A 19,647-nucleotide genomic window follows, 5' to 3' on the forward strand; every position below is an offset into this window, starting at 1 on the left:
CGTGGGTATTCTATGGAAAAAGGGGTGTCAGCTCATGTGGAAAAAAGTCGTAACGGCGGCGCTGTTGGTGTCCGCGCTGCTTTGCGGGAGTGCGCAAGCGGCGCTCGAGCCGGAGCGAATCTTGGTGTATGACGTGAAGAAACAGGAAGTCGTGAAAAAGATCGACAACACCCCCGCCCTCCAACAGGAAGCGAAAAAGTGGCTCGATACCGTCACCGGTCTCTCGCCACGAGTGAACCTTGGCACCGACAAAGGGCTGATCGTGAAGATCCCCATGGACCCGCCGACCCGTGCCGACAACCAGTGGATGAACGCGCAGATCACGGAGATCAACCTGATCCTCCGGCCGGGAGAGAAGCCGGCGATGTTGCTTTTTACAGAGGAGAACCTCCCGAAGGTGTTTGAGTTTACGCATGATGTCGGGAAGTTTTTGAGAAAAACGCACTTGCAGTATTCTTGACTGCAAGTGCGTTTTTTTACAGAGAGCGGAGGATCGCACGAACCGGAGCCGCGCAACTGCCCTCGATCTTCATCGGGAGCGCGATCAGTTCATAGCGCCCGGCGGGGACTTCATGCAAGCGCAGGTTCTCCAAGATATACACCCCGCGCTGCAAAAAAGCTCCGTGTGCGTCCAGCGTTTTGCTGTCGGCGGGGTCGACGGACGGCGTATCCATGCCGATCAGTCGGACACCGAGGTCTGCGAGGGCCAGCACCGCTTCAGGCGCAATTGCGGTGAAGTCGGTGTTGAACACGGTATGGTCGGGGTACGAGTCTGTCTTGAACAGCACCCGCGTGACGCCGTCGCCCGCTTTTTTCATCACGTCCTCGACAAACTCCCGCGAAATCAACGCCCCCGACTCGCGAGGCACGTTTACGACCAACGCTTCCCCTACATACACATCCAAGGGAACTTCCTCCGTCTTGCCGCCGGTACTTCCATAATGATACGGCGAATCCCCGTGCGTCCCCACATGCGGACTCATGACGATCCGCGAGACGTTGCAACTCCCGCCCATCTCCATCGTCCACACCCATTCTAATGAAAAGGGCGTGTCGCCGGGGAACGGTGCCGTCTCCGCCGTTACGCTCATCGTGATGTCATAGATCTTCTTCATCCTCTGCACCTCCACAAAACTGACCACTCCGTCTAAAACCAAGCAATTCGCAATCTTCCCTCACCATCTTCACCTATTCCCCCAAAACTGTCCAGAGCGGCCGCCACATCCTGAATTTCACTCTCGAATTTTTTGTTCAAATGATGTATAAGTATAGGTAGGATATTTCTCGCCTCGTGAACCGACCGCTCGGTCGGTTTTGAATGATGGTTCATTCATAGAGAAGGCATAAAAGGAGTGAAGACTACATGGAGTGGATTCGCGTTGTTCTGTTCTTGGCACTGGCCGGAGCGGCAGGGTACTTCAGCTTGTCGGCATTTTACAAGCGCTATCAATACCTCATGCTCGGCGCCCAAGAGGATCGTTTTGACGATCGAGACGCTCGCATCAGCGGCTTCTTCAAATACGTCATCGGTCAAGGCAAGGTCTTGGCGGAACCGGCGGGGATCGCGCATGCGATCATTTTCTACGGCTTTATCATCATTTCGATTGGGGCTTTGGACTTTTTCGTCTTCCATCTGACAGGCGGACATCACATTCCGGGTCTGGGCTCGAATGCGTTTGTCTTCTTGCATGAGATGGCGAACATCCTCGTGCTCGTGTCGCTTGGCATCGCAGCCCTGCGCCGCTACATCATCAAACCGATGCGTCTCGATGTGACCCTCGAAGCGGGTCTGATCGTCGGGATGATCGCGTTCCTGATCTTGACCGACTACGCGTTCTGGGGTGCGGCAGACGCACTTGAAGGCCACGCGCCGGGCTTCGTCGCTCCGGTTGTCGGCTGGCTCGCAGGTTCTGTCTATGCAGGTCTGTCCGAAACGACGCTGACCGTAACCAAAGAGATTTTCTTCTGGCTGCACTCGGCGATTCTGTTCTACTTCGCCGTCTTCATCCCGCGCTCCAAGCATCTGCACATGGTCGGCGCGATGTTCAACACCTACTTCCGCAAAACGGACGCAACCCGTCCGAAGGGCCGTCTGAAAAAGCTCGACCTCGAAGACGAGTCGATCGAAGAATTCGGCGTCGGCCGCATCGATCAATTCTCGTGGCGTCAACTGCTCGACGGCTACGCGTGCACCGAGTGCGGACGTTGCCACGTCAACTGCCCGGCGACTCTGTCCGGCACCGAGCTGTCTCCGAAATACCTGATTCTCAAAATGAAAGACCACCTGCTCACCGTCGGCGACTCGCTCGTCGCACAAAAAGCAGGCACCGTCTCCGGCGCAGCAGGCACCCAAGTGGAAGTCGCGGCGACCGCGGAACTGCCGATGCTGATCGGCGACGTCTACACCGAGAACGAAATCTGGGCTTGCACCACCTGCCGCGCATGTGAAGAAGCGTGCCCGGTCTTCAACGAACACGTCGACAAAATCATCGACATGCGCCGTTACCTCGTCCTCACCGAGGGCAAGGCAGAGCCGGAAGTCAACCGTGCGTTCCAAAACCTCGAGCGTCAATCCAACGAATGGGGCCAAAACCGCAAGACTCGCGGCGACTGGGCCAAGGACATGGGCATCCAAACCATGGCCGAAGTGGACGGCGAAGTCGAGTGGCTGTACTACGTCGGTTCCTCCGCATCGTTTGACGCACGCAACCAAAAAATCGCCCAGTCCTTCGCGAAGCTGCTCCAAGAAGCAGGCATCAACTTTGCGATCCTCGGCTCCGAGGAAGAATCGGACGGCGACACCGCTCGACGCCTCGGCAACGAAATGCTCTACCAATCGCTCGTCGAAGCGAACATCGAGATCTTCAAAGAGTACGGCGTGAAGAAAATCGTCACGACCTGCCCGCACGCGTACAACACCTTCAAGAACGAATACCCTGACTTCGGCTTCGAACTCGAAGTGGTCCTGCATCATACGGAACTTTTGGCTCAACTGGTGGACGAAGGCAAGCTCAACCCGACTCATGAAGTCGAGCACACCCTGACCTTCCACGATTCCTGCTACTTGGGTCGCTACAACGACATCTACACCGCACCGCGTTACCTGATCTCGATCATCCCGGGCGTCAAGCTCGTCGAGATGGAGCGCAACCGCACCAAGTCGATGTGCTGCGGCGCCGGCGGCGGCGGTCTGTTCAAGGAAGACACCGGCGAACAACGCATCAACGTCATGCGCACCGAGCAAGCGATGGAGACCGGCGCAACGGCGATCGGCACCGCTTGCCCGTACTGCATGACCATGATCACCGACGGCACCAAGGCGAAGAACGTCGAGGAGAACCTCCCCGTGTACGACGTCGTGGAACTGCTCTCCATGTCGGTGTTCGGCACCAACTAATTTTCAGGAAAAAAGACCGGGGGTACTCACCCGGTCTTTTTTTTCGTGTATAATGGGGAGGAGTCATCTTCCAAAATACCGACTGTTTGTTCGAAACTGAATGATTCTTCATTCATCTGCACATAAAGGAGTGTCAATCATGCGCAAGACGGTCATTGTTTCTTCCGCACGCACCCCGTTTGGGAAGTTCGGCGGTTCGCTCTCGTCTTTAACCGCAACCGACCTCGGTGGCATCGTGATCAAGGAAGCGCTTTCTCGCGCCGGAGTTTCCGGCGAAACTGTGGACGAAGTGATCATGGGCATGGTTCTCCAAGGCGGGGCCGGTCAGATTCCGTCCCGTCAGGCGGCCGTCAAAGCGGGCCTCTCTTGGGAAGTTCCGACCCAGACGATCAACAAAGTCTGCGCGTCCGGCATGCGGGCCGTCACTCTCGCCGACCAGATCATTCGCGCCGGAGATGCCGATGTCATCGTCGCAGGCGGGATGGAGTCGATGTCCAACGCTCCGTACATTCTGCCGAAGGGTCGTTTCGGGTTGCGCATGGGCGACGGTCAAATCGTAGACCTCATGCAGTACGACGGTCTGCGTTGCGCGTTCCATGACGTTCCGATGGCAATCCACGGTTCGGTCGTCGCCAACGAATACGACATCTCCCGCGAGGCGCAAGATGCGTGGGCGCTGCGCTCGCAACAACGAGCCACCGCTGCACGCGAGGCAGGCAAGTTCGCCGAAGAGATCGTGCCCGTCGAAATTACGGGCAAGAAAGGCACCACCCTCGTCGAACACGACGAAGCGATTCGCCCGGATACAACGGTCGAAGGTCTTGCCGCGCTCAAACCGGTCTTCATGAAGGACGGTTCGATCACCGCAGGCAACGCGCCGGGCGTCAACGACGGTGCGGGCGCATTGGTGCTCATGTCCGAAGAGAAAGCCAAGGAGCAAGGAATGAAACCGCTCGCGACGATCCTCGGCCACGCGCAAGTCGGCCAAGACGCGCCGTACATCGCCACCACACCGGGCCTTGCGATTCAAAAGTTGCTGAAGAAGACAGGATATACCTTGGAAGACATCGACCTCTTCGAAGTCAACGAAGCGTTCGCAGCCGTTACCCTCACCTCGGGCCAACTGCTCCAATGGGATGAGGAGAAAGTCAACGTCAACGGCGGCGCCGTCGCTCTCGGTCATCCGATCGGCGCTTCCGGCGCACGTATCATCGGCTCGCTGATCTACGAACTTCGCCGTCGCGGCGGAGGTCTGGGCATCGCCGCGATCTGCTCCGGTGCCGCACAGGGCGACGCGATCCTCATTCAAGTCTAATCAAAAAAAGGGGCGTGCCACACCCGCCCCTTCTACATAGGAGGTTTTTTCAAAATGGAAATCCGCAAAGCGCTCGTCGTCGGTGCCGGCCAAATGGGCTCCGGCATCGCACAAGTTTTGGCTCAAGCAGGCGTGCAAGTCGTCCTGAACGACATCAAGCCTGAATTCCTCGAACGCGGCATCGGCGTCATCACCAAGAACCTGTCCCGTGACGTGGAAAAAGGACGCAAAACCGAAGAGGAAAAAGCGGCCGTCCTCGCCCGCATCCTCCCGACCACCAACATGGGCGAAGCGCACGACGCACAACTCGCCATCGAAGCGGCGACCGAGAACATGGAGATCAAGAAAAACATCTTCCGCCAAATGGACGAAGTGCTTCCGGCCGGCGCGATTCTCGCGACGAACACCTCTTCGCTCCCGATCACCGAGATTGCCGCTGTGACCTCCCGCCCGGAGCTCGTCATCGGCATGCACTTCATGAATCCGGTTCCGGTCATGAAGCTCGTCGAGATCATCCGCGGCCTGGCTACGACCCAAGAAGTCTACCAATCCATCGAAGACCTCACCAAGAAAATGGAGAAAGTCCCGGTTGAAGTCCAAGACTTCCCCGGTTTCGTCGCGAACCGCATCTTGATGCCGATGATCAACGAAGCGATCTACTGCGTCTACGAAGGCGTCTCTTCCGTTGAGGACGTAGACCAAGTCATGAAGCTCGGCATGAACCACCCGATGGGTCCGCTGACCCTCGCCGACTTCATCGGTCTCGACACCTGCCTCGCGATCATGGAAGTGCTCCACGAAGGCTTCGGCGATTCCAAATACCGCCCGTGCCCGCTGCTTCGCAAATACGTGAAAGCCGGCTGGCTCGGCAAGAAAACCGGCCGCGGCTTCTACCAGTACTAAGGGGGCACACACAAATGACCTACGAAAACTTGCTCTTTGAAGTCCGCGACCACATCGGCTTCATCACGCTCAACCGTCCGAAATCGCTCAACGCGCTGAACTCTTCGCTTTTGCGTGAACTGGGTCATTTGCTCGACGAGATCAAAACCAACGACGACATCCGTGCCGTCATCATCACAGGGACCGGGGAGAAAGCATTCGCCGCCGGTGCCGACATTTCTGAAATGCAACCGATGACCGCCATCCAAGGCCGCAAATTCTCGGCGGACGGCATGGACTCGATCACCAAACTCGAAACCCTGCCGCAACCGACCATCGCAGCGGTCAACGGTTTCGCACTGGGCGGCGGCTGTGAAGTGGTTCTTGCGTGCGACATGCGCATCGCTTCGACCAACGCGAAGTTCGGGCAACCGGAAGTCAATCTCGGCGTGACGCCGGGCTTCGGTGCGACTCAACGCCTGCCGCGCCTCGTCGGAGCGGGTATCGCCAAGGAACTTCTCCTGACCGGAGACGTCATCGGGGCTGAGCGCGCGCACCAGATCGGACTCGTCAACCACGTCGTCGAGCCGGAGAACCTGATGGAAAAAGCGATCGAGATCGCCACCAAGATTGCCGGCAAAGGCCAACTCTCCGTCCGCATGACGAAGCAAGGCGTCAACGAAGGCATGAACATGGACGTCGAACGCGGTCTGCAATACGAGACCGAGCTGTTCGCGCTTTCCTTCTCCACCGAAGACCAAAAAGAAGGCATGCAAGCGTTCCTTGAAAAGCGCCCCGCGAACTTCCAGGGCAAATAAGGAGGTCAACTGATGGATTTCCAATTCACCAAAGACCAGCGCGACATGCAACAGATGGTACGCGACTTTGTGCAAAACGAAATTGCACCGCGTGCTGCAGAGATCGATTCCACCGACGAGTTCCCGCGCGAACTGATTTCGAAAATGGGCGAACTCGGCCTGATGGGCATCCCGATCCCGGAGGAGTACGACGGGGTCGGAGCCGACTTTGTTTCCTACATCTCCGCCATTGAGGAGATTTCCTACGGCAGTGCGTCTGTCGGCGTCATTCTCGCCGTTCATACGTCGGTCGGCACCTACCCGATCTTGAACTTCGGCACCGAGGAGCAGAAGCAAAAGTACGTCTCCAAGCTCGCCACCGCTGAGAAAATCGCCGCCTTCGGTCTCACCGAACCGGGCGCCGGATCGGACGCATCGGGTATGCGCACCCGTGCCGTTCGCGACGGTGACAACTACATCCTCAACGGCTCGAAGATTTTCATCACCAACGGCGAAGTCGCCGACATTTTCAACGTGTTCGCTGTCACCGATCCGGCGCAGGGAGCCAAGGGCGTCTCCGCTTTTATCGTTGAACGGGGCACTCCGGGCTTTACGATTGGGAAAAAAGAGCACAAAATGGGCATGAACGGCTCCGGCACCGTCGAGTTGATTTTCGACAACGCCGTCGTTCCCGCGTCGCAAAGGCTGGGACAGGAGGGCGAAGGCTTCAAGATCGCCATGTCCAACCTCGACGGCGGGCGGATCGGCATCGCAGCGCAGGCGCTCGGGATTGCCCGCGCCGCTTTTGACTTCGCGGTGGAGTACGCCAAGCAACGCACCCAGTTCAACCAGTCGATCTCCGACTTCCAAGCCATTCAGTTCATGATTGCCGACATGGCGACCAAGATCGAAGCGGCGCGCCTCTTGACCTACCAAGCGGCGTCCCTTCGCCAGCAAGGTCTGCCCTGCGGCAAACAAGCGTCGATGGCGAAATACTTTGCCTCCGACGCGGCGATGAGCGTGACCACCGACGCCGTGCAGATTTTCGGCGGATACGGCTACTCTAAGGAATTCCCGGTCGAGCGCCTCATGCGCGACGCCAAAGTCACGCAAATCTACGAAGGCACGAACCAGATTCAGCGTGTCGTCGTTGCCAAGAACCTGCTCAAGTAATTGAAACGATTGAAATGTAGAAGGGAAGACACAACGAGATGAACTTTCAACTGACCCAAGACCAAGAAGACATCCGCAAACTGGTACGCAACTTCGCACTCAAGGACGTCGCTCCGACGGCCGCAGAACGCGATGAGAAGGAAGAATTCTCCCATGAAATCTTCAAAAAAATGGCGGAGATCGGCCTGACGGGTATCCCGTGGGCAGAAGAATACGGCGGGGCGGGCATGGACTACGTTTCTTATGTCATCGCCGTCGAAGAACTCTCCCGCGTCTGCGCATCGACCGGCGTTACGCTGTCTGTGCAAACGTCGCTGGCCGGCTGGCCGATCCACGCGTTCGGCAACGAAGAGCAAAAGCAAACCTACCTGCGTCGTCTCGCAGAAGGCACGTCCATCGGCGCATACGGCCTGACCGAACCGGGCTCCGGCACCGATGCAGGCGGCATGCGCACCAACGCTGTGGAAAAAGACGATCACTGGCTGCTCAACGGCTCCAAGATTTTCATCACCAACGGCGGCGTGGCTGACATCTACGTGGTCTTCGCCGTCACCGATGCAGAGAAACGCACTCGCGGCGGCATCACGGCGTTCATCGTCGAAGCTTCCTACCCGGGCTTCTCGGTCGGCAAGCATGAGAAAAAACTCGGCATCCGTGCGTCCACGACCACCGAGATCATTTTCGAAGATGTAAAAGTTCCGAAGGAAAACGTTCTCGGCAAAGTCGGCGAAGGCTTCAAGATCGCGATGATGACCCTCGACGGCGGCCGCAACGGCATCGCGGCGCAAGCACTGGGCATCGCCCAAGGCGCCCTGGACCTCGCAACCGAGTACTCCAAGCAACGCGTGCAATTCGGCCAATCGATCTCGAACTTCCAAGCGATCCAGTTCAAACTGGCAGACATGGCAACCGAGATCGAAGCAGCTCGTCTCTTGACCTACCAAGCGGCATGGCTGGAAAGCCAAGGCCTGCCGTACTCCAAGCAATCGGCGATGGCGAAAGTCTTCGCGTCGGAAGTGGCGGTCAAAGCAGCTTCGGAAGCTGTGCAAATCTTCGGCGGCTACGGCTTCTCCCGCGAGTATCCGGTGGAGCGTTTCTACCGCGATGCGAAAATCACCCAAATCTACGAAGGTACCAGCGAAGTCCAACGCATGGTCATCTCGCGCCACCTTCTGAAGGACTGATGTTATGCACGAGCTGGTAGCACGCATTCTCTCCGGGGACAAACGGGCCGTCGCCCGCGCCATCACCCACATCGAGAATGACGCTCCGGAAAAAAATCAGATCCTGCGCGACCTGCACCCGCACACGGGCAAGGCCTTTCTCGTCGGCCTGACCGGACCGCCGGGGGCAGGCAAAAGTTCGCTGACCGACCGCCTCATCGGGTACCTGCGCCGGGAGTTCGACTACTCCATCGGCGTCGTCGCCGTCGATCCGACCTCGCCGTTCACCGGCGGGGCGATCCTCGGCGACCGGGTGCGCATGGGGACGCACGCTCTCGATCCCAAAGTGTTCATCCGTTCGATGGGCACGCGCGGTTCGCTCGGCGGTCTGTCGCGTGCGACGCAGGAAGCGATTCGCGTGTTGGATGCGTACGGCTGTGACGTGATTCTCATCGAGACGGTCGGTGTCGGGCAATCGGAACTCGACATCATGAACGTCGCCGATTCCACCGTCGTTGTGTTGAACCCGTCCGCGGGGGACCACATCCAGACGATGAAGGCGGGGATCATGGAGATCGCCGATTTGTTTGCGATCAACAAAGCCGACCTGCCCGGAACGGACAAGACGGAACGCGAAATTCACTACATGCTGGACATGCTCGGTCACATCCCGTGGCGACCGCCGGTCGTGAGGACGATCTCGCGCGACAACCAAGGCTGTCCGGAATTGTGGAGCGCGATTCAGAAACACAAGCAGCATCTCGAAGACTCCGGCCTCTGGTCGGAACGCCGCCATCAGCGTCGTCAAGAGGAGATCGTCGCGATCGTGGAGGGCACCATCGCCCGCCGCCTCAAGGAACAGATCAACGCCGACGCCGACTGGGCGCAGAAACTCGCCCGCGTCGAGCAGGGCGTCCTCGACCCGTACCAACTGGCGGACGAGATGATGCAGAACATCTTGAAGAAGTAAAACAGACACCCCGCCATCTCTGTGGCAGGGTGTTTTTTCTAACAAGAGAGGGGGAGTTGGTTTGACGTGGGTAGAGAGGTATCTGAACGTGTTGGGCGTAGACGTTTCGAACCCTGACTTTGAAACGTTGGCGGCTCTGACGCAAGCGCATCTTTTGCGAATCCCGTACGAGCTTCTGAGCAAGATTCACTATTACAACCATCGCGCGGAAAACGGCTGGCTGGTGCCGCCGGCGGAGGTGTTCGTGGAGAACTTGGCGACGAAGGGGTGGGGTGGGAACTGCTTTATCTTGAACTTCAACTTCGGGCGGTTGCTGGAAGCACTCGGCTACCTCCTCGACTACTGCCGCGTCGCACCGGGTCACATGGCGATCCGTGTCCATCTCGACGGGCAGATCTGGTACGTGGACGTCGGCTACGGCGCCCCGACCTACCGCCCGCTGTTGCTCGACGAGGAGCCGGACTTCACCTCGCTGTACGGAGAGCGGGTCAAGATCACGAAGCTCACCGACACCACCTATGAAATTGAACGCTTCTACTACGAAGACCTCTTCGTCAAAAAAGTCATCGAGTGGTCCCCGCTGACGTTCGTCGATTTCGACGAAGACATCGCGTTCTCCCACCGAGACACCGACGACAACGTCTTCATGCGCCGAGCTTCTGCGGACGGAATCAAATCCCCGTATGAGAAAGTCTGGATCGACACCCACCGCCACCTGCGCATGGATACGCAAGGACGGCACCAAACCGACATGCCCGACATGGAGACGTTTTACCGCTCGCTCCACGAAACGTTCGGCCTCGACCGCGCCGTCGCCGAAGAAGCTGTCGAGTTCGTCACAGCTTCACACCGCCAACAAACAACCCACCAAAACGCCACCCACAACCCGCGCCGCTACGGCGGGTAACAAAAAAAGCCCTGCGCCGCGTCTCGACTTGGCAGCAGGGCTTTTTTTACTTGAGAAAGCGGATCGTGAACGGGTAGCGGTACGCTTCTCCGCTGTTGGCGCGGACACCGGCGATGATGATGAACACCAGCGACGCGATGCCGATGATCGGCAGCAGAATCAATCCGATCAGCACCACGCACAGAATGCCGGCGATGATCGCGTACAGGATGATCGAAATCTGGAAGTTGATCGCTTCCTTGCCTTGGTCGTTCACGAACTGGTGTTGGTCCCGTTTGAGCAGCCAGAAAATCAGCGGCCCGATGATGTTTCCAAACGGGATGAGGTACCCGGACAGAGCCGAAAGATGGCACAGCATCGCAAACGTGCGTGCTTCGGGATTGGTTTCGTGCATCAGGCAGTCCCCCTCTCCCTACCATCTATATGCAGTCAGGAGTTCCTTCTGTATTTAAAAAACGCACGGTTGAGCATGATGATCGATCTTTTGTCCCTCTCACGATACGCGCGTGAGAGTTGGGTAACAAGCCAGCTCGGCATCATCCTTCCCCCTCGTTCGTCGTTTGCCTCTAGGCTATGCAACGAGAGGGGAAAGCGTGCGTCACTCGGCGATTTGCACGAGAATTTGCATCATCTCCACGCCCGCTTGCTTCAGCAGATCGACGGCGTAGGGATCGATACGGTAATCGGCTTCATAAAAAATCTGCGCGATGCCCGCTTGGATGATTTGCTTGCTGCACAGGAGGCAAGGGAAGTGCGTCACGTAGATCGCCGCACCCTCCGTCGAAACGCCGAACTTGGCACATTGCAATATCGCGTTGGACTCGGCGTGAATCGTGCGGATGCAATGGCCGTTCACGACGTTGCACCCTTCATCGTGGCAGTGTACGTCGCCCGACACGCTGCCGTTGTAGCCGGTGGAGATGATTCGTTTGTCACGCACGATGACGGCGCCGACATGCAGACGGTCGCAGGTGGCGCGGGTGGCGACCATCCGGGCTTGGTCCATAAAGTATTCGTTCCAAGGTTTGCGCAAGAGACAGGACCTCCTCGATTGAAATCTACATGTCTATTCTACTCCTCGTGAAATTAGGTGTCGAACGCCAGATTTCTTTCCGACAAATCGCCACATCCGCGCGACAATTCGAGCCGAAGTGCAACGAGGCTTTTTTAGAATGCTTCTTGCAAGGACGGGGCTTCACGGGAAAAGGAGAGCGGGTGTTCGTGTACGAGAACGGCATTCTGTGTCGGAAATTTCCCAAGCGCAGGTGCGCGAACCGACAAACAATTCAGAGGAGACATGCTATCCTGAACCTACTAAATTCGGAGACGGGATGGTGGGGACAGAATGTGGAAACGATTCTTCCAGCGTGAAGACAGAGGACTAGCAGCGGGGGCAGCCGGTGGGGCAGGGGGCGCAAGTGGAGCGTCTCGTGCGAAGGGGCCGTTCGGGCGAATGCAAGACCGACTTCACTACGCGATGGGAGGCGTGCAAGCGTACTTGGGGAGATCGACGACGATCTTGACCGTGATGGCGTTTTTCCTCGGACGTGCGATGATTCTGGGGGAACTCTCGCCGTTTGCCATCGCGTTCTACGCGGTGATCTTGCGGCTCAAGCGCTCCGCCGCCCGCTACGTGCTCGGAGCGTTGATGCTCGGCTCGTTCACAACCAACGGGTTGTTCTCGATCTGGCCCATCTTGGTTCTGGCGCTGCTCGGGTATCGCTTCGTCTACGGCTTGCTGAGCAAGAAAAAAGCGCTGACGCTCGGCACCGTGCCGTTCGTGGTGTTCCTCGTAGACAGCGCGGTGCGACTGGCGGGCAACGCGGCGATGGGAGACATGAGTTCCTACAGCTTCCTGATGGGTCTCGTAGACGGGTTCCTCTCGATGGTGTTGACGCTGATCTTCATCCAGTCGCTGCCGATCTTCACGTTCCAACGCGGGGTCAAAGAATTGCGCAACGAAGAGATCGTCTGCCTCGTGATCTTGCTCGCGTCGATGCTCACCGGACTTCACGGTTTGCATCTCGGAGCGCTGTCGTTTGAAAATGTGTTCTCCCGCTACCTGATCATGCTGTTCGCGCTGATCGGCGGGGCCGGAGTCGCGGCTGGTGTGGGCGTGGTGACGGGGATCATCCTCACGATGGCAAGTCTGATGGCGGCGACGCAAATCGGATTGCTGGCTTTCTCGGGACTGCTCGCCGGCCTCCTGCGCGATGTGAAAAAAATCGGCGTCGGCATCGGCTTCGTGCTCGGTGCGGCGATCTTGACGGTCTATGTGAACGACACAAGTTCGGTCATCGTGGCGCTCGAAGAATCGGCGATGGCGTTCGCGATGCTCTTGCTGACACCGAAGAGCTTCATCGACCAAGTTTCGCGCTACGTGCCGGGCACGCACCAGCACTCGCTCTCGCAACAGGATTACGCCCGCCGCATTCGTGAACTGATGGCGATGCGAATCCGCGAAGTCTCCAGCGTTTTTCAAGAACTCTCCAACACGTTCGCGCAGATTTCCAGCGCCTCGCAACAAAAAACACAAGCGCAGGACGAAGTGATGAACAAAACGTTTCAATCCGCAGCCAGTCAAGTCTGCAAAGGATGCTTCAAGCAAGAACAATGCTGGGAAAAAAACTTCTACCAAACCTACCGAGCCCTGTTCGACACGGTGACGTTGATCGACATCGAGGGCGGGTTGAGCAAATCGGAAATCCCCAAGGAACTCACGAAGTTCTGTGTCAAAACGGATGCGATGATCCCCGCGCTGACCGGCGCGGTGGAAATCTCGAAACGGGACATGCAGTGGCAGAACCAACTCGCCGACTCCCGCAACATGGTCGCGGAGCAGTTGGTGGGCATCTCCTCGATCATGGCGGACCTCGCGCAAGAGATTCGCAAGGAAAACCACGTCTCCGCCGACCACGAAGAGCACATCGTCGCCGCACTGGAACACCTCGGGCTGTCGATTCGCTCGGTGGACATCGTGTCGCTTGAGGAAGGCAAAGTGGAGATCGAAGTGACTTCGACGGGCGCAACGTCGGCGGATGAAGGCGAGAAATTGATTGCGCCGCTCCTCTCCGAAGTGCTGGGCGAGAACATCGTCGTGACGAACTCACGCTATTGGGAAGACGAGAACGGCGTGACGATGACCTTGTCGTCCGCGAAGTTGTATCACATCGAGACGGGGATCGCATCGGCGGCGAAGGACGGACGGATGCATTGCGGAGATTCGTTCACGGCGCTCGATGTAGGCAATGGAAAATACGCCGTGGCGGTCAGCGACGGCATGGGCAACGGCGAGCGTGCGATGCAGGAGTCGAGCGCGGCGATTCGTTTGTTGCAGCAATTGTTGAAAGCAGGCTTTGACGAGCAGTTGGCGATCAAGACGGTGAATTCGGTGCTGCTGCTCCGTTCGCAAGATGAGATCTTCACGACGATGGACCTCGCGCTGATCGACATGTTCACGGCGAAAACCGAGTTCCTCAAGATCGGATCGGCGCCGTCGTTCATCAAGCGTCAAGGCAAAGTCAACACGATCTCCGGCGAGAACATCCCGATCGGCATCCTGCAAGAAATCGACATCCAGACGGTCGAGGAAGAACTGCAAGAGGGCGACTTGCTGATCCTGATGTCGGACGGCATCTTCGACGCTCCGAAGCACACCGACGACAAAGAAGGCTGGCTCAAGAAAAAAATCGAAGACTTCGAAAGCAACGACCCGCAAGAAATCGCCGACATGCTGGTGGAACTTGCGGTGCGCATCAACCACGGCAAGATCATCGACGACATGACCGTACTCGTCGCCCGCGTCGCCAAGTACAAGCCGGAGTGGGCCACGATCCGTCTCCCCGGTGTGCAAAAAATCAAGCGCAGAGGTGGCCAGATGCTTCACGACCAAGACAAACTGGTGCCGATGACGTAAGGTGTACGAAAAAAGAGAAGGCTCTCCCGCGCGGGAGGGCCTTCTCCTTTTTTCCAAACATACCAAGTATGCACTCTAGCACTTCTGGGGATACTACTAGTAATTATGCCTTGGAGGGGTGGAACTATGTGGAAGAATGTGACGATGAAACAGATTTTGCTGATTACCGACGGGTGCTCTAACCGGGGAGGCAACCCGATTGAAGCGGCGACGTTTGCCCGCAAGCTCGGGATCGCGGTGAACGTGGTCGGCATCGTGGACGGCGGCGACCTGAACTCCGCCGGTCGTCAGGAAGTCCAAGCCATCGCCGAATCGGGCGGCGGCATCTCGCGCATCGTGGAAGCGAAGCAACTCGCCATGACGATGCAGATGGTCACGAAACACACCGTCCAGATGACGATCCAGCAAGTCGTCAACAAAGAACTCCGCCAGCTCATGGGCACCGACGCGGACGGTCTCCCGCCGGAGAAACGCAGCGACGTCGCCGAAATGGTCGACAAACTCGGTGACGAAGCACAGTTGCAACTCGTCGTCGTCATCGACACCAGCGCATCCATGCACGACAAACTCCCGACCGTCCGCGAAGCGATCCGCGACCTCAAGATCGGTCTCGATGTCCGCAAAGGCAACCACCAAGTTGCGATCCTCACGTTCCCGGGTCAACAGGGCGAGGACGTCTCGGTCGTCGCCGACTTCACGCAAAACGCCAACCTCGTCGATCTGATGAACGCTCTGCGCGCCAACGGTGGCACGCCGACGGGCCCGGCGATTGAGAAAGCAACGCGCATGCTCTCACAGCATTTGATCGAACGACCCGCCAATCGGGAGGATGATGGAGATGGCGACATGGCAGCCTACGTGGTCTGATCCTTTTTTTCAAAAAGGCCAGTTCATCACCGGCCTCTGGAACAAAAAACGCTACCGCATCGACGGGATGCTCGGCAGCGGCGCGAACGGTGAAGTCTACCGCGTGACCTGCGACGGACAGACCTACGCGCTGAAAGTGTCGGCGCAGGCTCCGGAAATCTCGCTCGAACATAAAATACTCAAACAACTGCAGGGGGTGGCTCGAGGCGCAGACCTTGGGCCGCTCATCTTTGATTTGGACGATGTGCAAACGCCGCGGGGCAAGGTGTTTTTTTACGTCATGGAATGGGTGCGCGGCACCGACCTCCCCGACTTTCTTCAAAAAAGAGGCGCACACTGGACCCCGGTGCTCCTCCTCCAACTCTGCACGTACTTGGAACGCCTCCACGCCCAAGGCTACTGCTTCGGCGATCTCAAAGCGGAGAACTGCCTCGTCAACGAGGAGCACGGCATCGTCCGGCTCGTCGATTTCGGCGGCGTCACCCCCTTTGGGCGCGGGGTCAAAGAATACACCGAATGGTACGACCGCGCCTGGTGGGGGCAGGGCAGCCGCTTGTCGGAGGAGAGCTACGATGTGTTTGCGCTCTCGATGCTCGCCATCCAACTGCTCGCCCCGGAAGCGCGCAAGGGAGTCTCCCAGATCGGACCGAACTACTCGATGCTGAAAAAAGCCATCCTCAGCGACCCGCGCTTCGACGACTGGCGAGGTCTTTTAAAAGGAGTGGGGGACGGCCGTATCCGCACGATCGCCTCTCTGCGGGAGGCGCTTTCACCGCTCGTGAAAAAAAGCGTCGAAACCGAAAAAAAGCTCAAACGCAAACAAACACGCCGCCGCGATTGGACCGATTGGCTGTTGCTCGGTTCAGCGGCGGTGTTGGTGTTGGTATTTTGTCAATTTCTCCTCTTCTAAGGAAGGAGGAATGTCCGCGCATGAAACGAAAACTAACGGGAATGGGCAAGTGGACACAAAAACGAGAGAACAGGATGGATGCTCATGAGCAGCGGCCAAGGCCAAGACCGGGTACTCGACCTCTGCTTGCGCGCAGGCGATCTCATGCTCAAACACGGTGCGGAAACATCGCGTGTAGAAGAGACGATCGTGCGCGTAGGACGGGCGTCCGGTGCAAAGTTGGTACATAGTTTTGTGACGCCGACGGGGATTTTCATCTCGGTCGGAGCGGCGGGCGCGGAGAAAACCGGCCTGATCCGTATCCGCACCACATCGGCGATCAATCTGTACAAAGTCCATGAGGTCAACGACCTCTCCCGAAGATTCGAGCGCGGGCAGTTGACGATCGACGAGATGTTCGACCGTTTGAACGCCATCGACGCCGCACCGCCGCACTATCGGATTCGTTATCAACACGTGGCGGCCGCGATCTCGAGCGGCGCTTTTACCATGCTGTTTGGCGGCGGGTGGTCAGAATTTCTGATCGGCTCGGTGTGCGGATGGTTGAGCAACACGACGATGGAATCGATGTTTGAGCATGTGCCGCGCTTCTTGCGGGTGTTTATCGCAGCGCTCGTCGGCGTTTTGGTGGCGGCGTTGAGCGTCAAGAGCGGGTTCTCCAGCAACCTCGAAGCGGCGGTCATCGGCGCGGTGATTCCGCTGGTGCCGGGACTGAGCTTGACCAACGCGATTCGCGATCTGATGGCGGGCGAATTGCTCTCCGGCGTCGCGCGGGCGAGTGAAGCGACGCTTACGGCGTTTGCGATCGCCGTCGCCGTGGCGCTGGTGCTCTCGTTCATCTCCGTCGGCGTGGAGGTGGCACCATGAGTTTCCCGTATACGATGGAGCAGATTCCTCATCTCTTGCTGCTGCTCGTGATGAGTTGGCTTGCGACGCTCGGCTATGCGATTCTCTACCATGTGCCCAAGAGCGCTTCGCTTTGGGTCGGGCTGATCGGCACGGCGGCGTGGCTGTCCCAAGACTTGGCGATGCGCTTCGGAGTTTCATCGGTCGGTGCGGCGTTCGTCGGAGGCTTGGTGGTTTCCGTGCTCAGCGAATATCTCGCCCGCTTGAAGCGGATGCCGGTCATCGTGTTCGTGGTCGGCGGCATCGTGCCGCTGGTACCGGGGTCGTCGGCGTTTCGCACGATGCGTGAATTTGTCACGGGACACCAATTGCAAGGACTGGCGCAAGGAACCAACACGTTTCTGATCGCCAGCGCCATCTCCGCCGGCCTCGTCATCGCCGGCACGATCATGCGATTGGACAGGAGGAGACGGTATGAGAACCCATCCACTGATCGAGAGCGTACGCCGGACGGCAACTGATCACGACCTGCTCCCCTCGGGGGAAAAAGTCCTCGTCGCCGTCTCCGGCGGCGTGGACTCGATGGTGTTGCTGGACGTGTTGCATCGCTTGCAGCCTCATTTCGGAATTGAGGTGGTCGTCGCCCACGTTGACCACGGACTGCGCGGGCACGAATCGAGCGAAGACCGGGCGTTTGTGGAACGTCAAGCCGCGGAGCGGGGGCTGGACGTTTTTTCCGAAGCGTTTGACGTCAAAGCGTACGCACGGGAAAACGGACTGTCCACGCAGGTGGCAGCCCGTGAAGTTCGGTATGACTATCTGCGACGAGTCGCTGGAGAATCGGGAGCCCGTCTGATTGCGACGGCGCACCATGCGGATGACCAAGCGGAGACCGTGCTGATGCGCGTCTTGCGCGGGACGGCGCTCAAAGGGCTTGGCGGCATCCCGATGCGGCGCTTCGAAGACGGAGAACGGTACGAACTGATCCGTCCGCTCCTTGAAGTGTGGAGAGCGGAAATCGCATCATATGCCAACGACTTTGGAATCCTGTATCGAGAGGACTCTTCGAATGCATCTTCGCACTATCTGCGCAATAAGATACGTATACAACTTCTCCCCGAACTCGCGGCAGAGTACAACGAGGGGGTAAAGTCCCACCTCGTCCAACTCGCAGGCTGTGCCCGCGAGGATGATCGCTACCTGAACGGGTTGGCGGAGAGGGAGTATCGGCGCATCTGCCGACACGAGTCGGAGCGCGTCCTCTCTGCAGACGTGCGGCTTCTCGGTGTGAGCCCGCTTCCTTTACAACGCCGGGTAATTACACTAATATTATATTATCTGCGCGGACATACCAAAGTGTGGGAGCAGGTACATATCGAGAGCGTACGCTCTCTGCTTGAAAATCGCTATCCGAGCGCGGAATTGCACCTTCCGCATGCCATCGTCGCCCGCAGGGAGTACGATCGGCTGTTTTTCACCTTTGCGGAAGACCCCCCGCACGAACCTGCTGTCCCCGATGCACCTTTTGAACTGACGCAACTTGGGCGTTTTGAACTCCCGCAATTCGGGATCGCGCTTCAAGTGACGGAGGTCGAAGGTGTACCTTCGCGTCCCCGTGATGCGTGGGTCGCCCATTTTGATGCTGATGAACTGTCCAGTTCTCGCATATACATACGGTCAAGGGCGGCCGGAGACACCCTTCACCCGCTCGGCCTGCACGGAAGCAAGCTCGTAAGCGACGTTTTCGTGGACGCCAAAGTCCCGAAGCACCGCCGCGAGACTTGGCCGTTGCTTTGCATCAATGACTCGATTGCGTGGGTCGTAGGACTCACCCGCGGGCAAGCGGGACTTCTGACTCAGAAGACAGCGCGCACGCTTGTCATCCGGGCCACGGAACTCTCGTGATCCCAGCCAACTATTTGTAGCGACCCGTTTTTCAGGAGGTATTCCTAGACCATGCATACAGACGTACTCGAAATTCTGTTCACTGAAGAAGCGGTGACAGAGCGCATCCGTGAACTCGGTGCCCAGATCACTCGCGATTATGAAGGCAAGAACCCGCTTATCATCGGCATTTTGAAAGGGGCAACCCTGTTCATGGCCGATCTCGTCAAGCGGATTGAATTCCCCGTTGAGATGGATTTCATGGCGGTCTCTTCCTACGGTCAATCTTCCGAATCAAGCGGTGTGGTCCGCATCATCAAGGACCTCGACCAATCGATCGAGGGCCGTGACGTGATCATCGTGGAGGACATCATCGACACGGGTCTGACGCTGGTCTATCTGAAAAACCTCTTGGAACAGCGCAAGGCCGCTTCGGTCAAACTGGTAACGCTCTTGGATAAACCGGATCGCCATAAAGTGGACATCACGGCGGATTATCTTGGATTTACCGTCCCCGACCACTTTATCGTGGGCTATGGCCTCGATTATGCGGAGCGCTACCGCAATCTGCCCTATATCGGGGTGCTGAAACCGGAAGTCTACCAATCCTAGCACGGTGC

General features: G+C 57.9%; 19 protein-coding genes and 1 pseudogene. 16 read left to right on the forward strand and 4 right to left on the reverse strand.

Annotated elements, in window-relative coordinates:
• Nucleotides 1-34 precede the first annotated feature (34 nt).
• Entirely contained in the window at nucleotides 35-460 is a 426-nt protein-coding gene (locus JJB07_RS01755) for a hypothetical protein (RefSeq protein WP_201630608.1), read from the forward strand.
• 16 nt (nucleotides 461-476) lie between these two features.
• On the opposite strand, the gene JJB07_RS01760 is transcribed toward JJB07_RS01755, so the two are convergent.
• Nucleotides 477-1,115: a cyclase family protein gene (locus tag JJB07_RS01760; RefSeq protein WP_201630610.1), complete on the reverse strand. Its 639-nt coding sequence runs from the start codon at nucleotides 1,113-1,115 to the stop codon at nucleotides 477-479.
• Nucleotides 1,116-1,363: 248 nt separating this feature from the next.
• Here JJB07_RS01760 and JJB07_RS01765 point away from each other — a divergent pair, with 248 nt between their 5' ends.
• From JJB07_RS01765 to JJB07_RS01800, 8 genes are all read left to right on the forward strand, one after another.
• Nucleotides 1,364-3,397, forward strand: a complete 2,034-nt coding sequence (locus JJB07_RS01765) for a (Fe-S)-binding protein (RefSeq protein WP_201630612.1) — start codon at nucleotides 1,364-1,366, stop codon at nucleotides 3,395-3,397.
• Between the two features lie 139 nt (nucleotides 3,398-3,536).
• Nucleotides 3,537-4,712: an acetyl-CoA C-acetyltransferase gene (locus JJB07_RS01770; protein ID WP_201630614.1), complete on the forward strand. Its 1,176-nt coding sequence runs from the start codon at nucleotides 3,537-3,539 to the stop codon at nucleotides 4,710-4,712.
• Between the two features lie 54 nt (nucleotides 4,713-4,766).
• A complete protein-coding gene (locus tag JJB07_RS01775; RefSeq protein WP_201630615.1) occupies nucleotides 4,767-5,615 on the forward strand; it encodes a 3-hydroxybutyryl-CoA dehydrogenase in 849 nt (282 codons plus the stop codon).
• 14 nt (nucleotides 5,616-5,629) lie between these two features.
• Complete coding sequence (locus JJB07_RS01780) at nucleotides 5,630-6,412, forward strand: enoyl-CoA hydratase-related protein (RefSeq protein WP_201630616.1); 783 nt, start codon at nucleotides 5,630-5,632, stop codon at nucleotides 6,410-6,412.
• Nucleotides 6,413-6,424: 12 nt separating this feature from the next.
• Nucleotides 6,425-7,564 (forward strand): acyl-CoA dehydrogenase, encoded by a 1,140-nt coding sequence (locus JJB07_RS01785; RefSeq protein ID WP_201630617.1) that lies wholly within the window; start codon nucleotides 6,425-6,427, stop codon nucleotides 7,562-7,564.
• A 38-nt stretch (nucleotides 7,565-7,602) separates the two neighbouring features.
• Nucleotides 7,603-8,748: an acyl-CoA dehydrogenase gene (locus JJB07_RS01790; protein WP_201630618.1), complete on the forward strand. Its 1,146-nt coding sequence runs from the start codon at nucleotides 7,603-7,605 to the stop codon at nucleotides 8,746-8,748.
• 4 nt (nucleotides 8,749-8,752) lie between these two features.
• A complete protein-coding gene (meaB, locus tag JJB07_RS01795) occupies nucleotides 8,753-9,697 on the forward strand; it encodes a methylmalonyl Co-A mutase-associated GTPase MeaB (protein WP_201630619.1) in 945 nt (314 codons plus the stop codon).
• Nucleotides 9,698-9,758: 61 nt separating this feature from the next.
• A complete protein-coding gene (locus tag JJB07_RS01800; protein ID WP_201630621.1) occupies nucleotides 9,759-10,604 on the forward strand; it encodes an arylamine N-acetyltransferase in 846 nt (281 codons plus the stop codon).
• Between the two features lie 46 nt (nucleotides 10,605-10,650).
• Here JJB07_RS01800 and JJB07_RS01805 read toward each other — a convergent pair whose 3' ends face one another.
• The 3 genes and pseudogenes from JJB07_RS01805 to JJB07_RS01815 all read right to left on the reverse strand — a co-directional run.
• Nucleotides 10,651-10,998, reverse strand: a complete 348-nt coding sequence (locus tag JJB07_RS01805; RefSeq protein ID WP_201630623.1) for a DUF4870 domain-containing protein — start codon at nucleotides 10,996-10,998, stop codon at nucleotides 10,651-10,653.
• 35 nt (nucleotides 10,999-11,033) lie between these two features.
• Entirely contained in the window at nucleotides 11,034-11,144 is a 111-nt protein-coding gene (cmpA, locus tag JJB07_RS01810) for a cortex morphogenetic protein CmpA (RefSeq protein WP_347338306.1), read from the reverse strand.
• 79 nt (nucleotides 11,145-11,223) lie between these two features.
• Nucleotides 11,224-11,637: pseudogene (locus tag JJB07_RS01815) on the reverse strand (ComE operon protein 2); the annotation flags it as partial.
• 312 nt (nucleotides 11,638-11,949) lie between these two features.
• On the opposite strand from JJB07_RS01815, the gene spoIIE reads away from it, so the two are divergent.
• The 7 genes from spoIIE (at nucleotide 11,950) to hpt (ending at nucleotide 19,639) form a co-directional block, all read left to right on the forward strand.
• Nucleotides 11,950-14,520 carry a stage II sporulation protein E gene (gene spoIIE / locus JJB07_RS01820; protein ID WP_201630627.1) on the forward strand — a complete coding sequence of 857 codons (2,571 nt, stop codon included), beginning with the start codon at nucleotides 11,950-11,952 and terminating at the stop codon, nucleotides 14,518-14,520.
• A gap of 126 nt (nucleotides 14,521-14,646) precedes the next feature.
• On the forward strand, nucleotides 14,647-15,387 hold the full coding sequence (locus JJB07_RS01825; RefSeq protein WP_201630629.1) for a vWA domain-containing protein: 741 nt from the start codon (nucleotides 14,647-14,649) through the stop codon (nucleotides 15,385-15,387).
• Nucleotides 15,359-16,297, forward strand: coding sequence for a protein kinase domain-containing protein (locus JJB07_RS01830; protein ID WP_201630631.1), 939 nt, complete (start codon nucleotides 15,359-15,361; stop codon nucleotides 16,295-16,297). Before JJB07_RS01825 ends, JJB07_RS01830 begins: the two co-directional genes overlap by 29 nt.
• Before the next feature lie 84 nt (nucleotides 16,298-16,381).
• Nucleotides 16,382-17,164 (forward strand): threonine/serine exporter family protein, encoded by a 783-nt coding sequence (locus JJB07_RS01835; protein ID WP_201630633.1) that lies wholly within the window; start codon nucleotides 16,382-16,384, stop codon nucleotides 17,162-17,164.
• Entirely contained in the window at nucleotides 17,161-17,664 is a 504-nt protein-coding gene (locus tag JJB07_RS01840) for a threonine/serine exporter family protein (protein ID WP_201630635.1), read from the forward strand. Before JJB07_RS01835 ends, JJB07_RS01840 begins: the two co-directional genes overlap by 4 nt.
• Complete coding sequence (tilS, locus tag JJB07_RS01845) at nucleotides 17,618-19,048, forward strand: tRNA lysidine(34) synthetase TilS (RefSeq protein ID WP_201630637.1); 1,431 nt, start codon at nucleotides 17,618-17,620, stop codon at nucleotides 19,046-19,048. Before JJB07_RS01840 ends, tilS begins: the two co-directional genes overlap by 47 nt.
• A 51-nt stretch (nucleotides 19,049-19,099) precedes the next feature.
• The gene (gene hpt, locus JJB07_RS01850; protein WP_201630638.1) at nucleotides 19,100-19,639 is read left to right on the forward strand and encodes a hypoxanthine phosphoribosyltransferase; all 540 of its coding nucleotides are present in this window, start codon (nucleotides 19,100-19,102) and stop codon (nucleotides 19,637-19,639) included.
• Nucleotides 19,640-19,647: the final 8 nt, after the last annotated feature.

Origin of the sequence: Tumebacillus amylolyticus, from assembly GCF_016722965.1 — a bacterium.
GTDB lineage: Bacteria > Bacillota > Bacilli > Tumebacillales > Tumebacillaceae > Tumebacillus > Tumebacillus amylolyticus.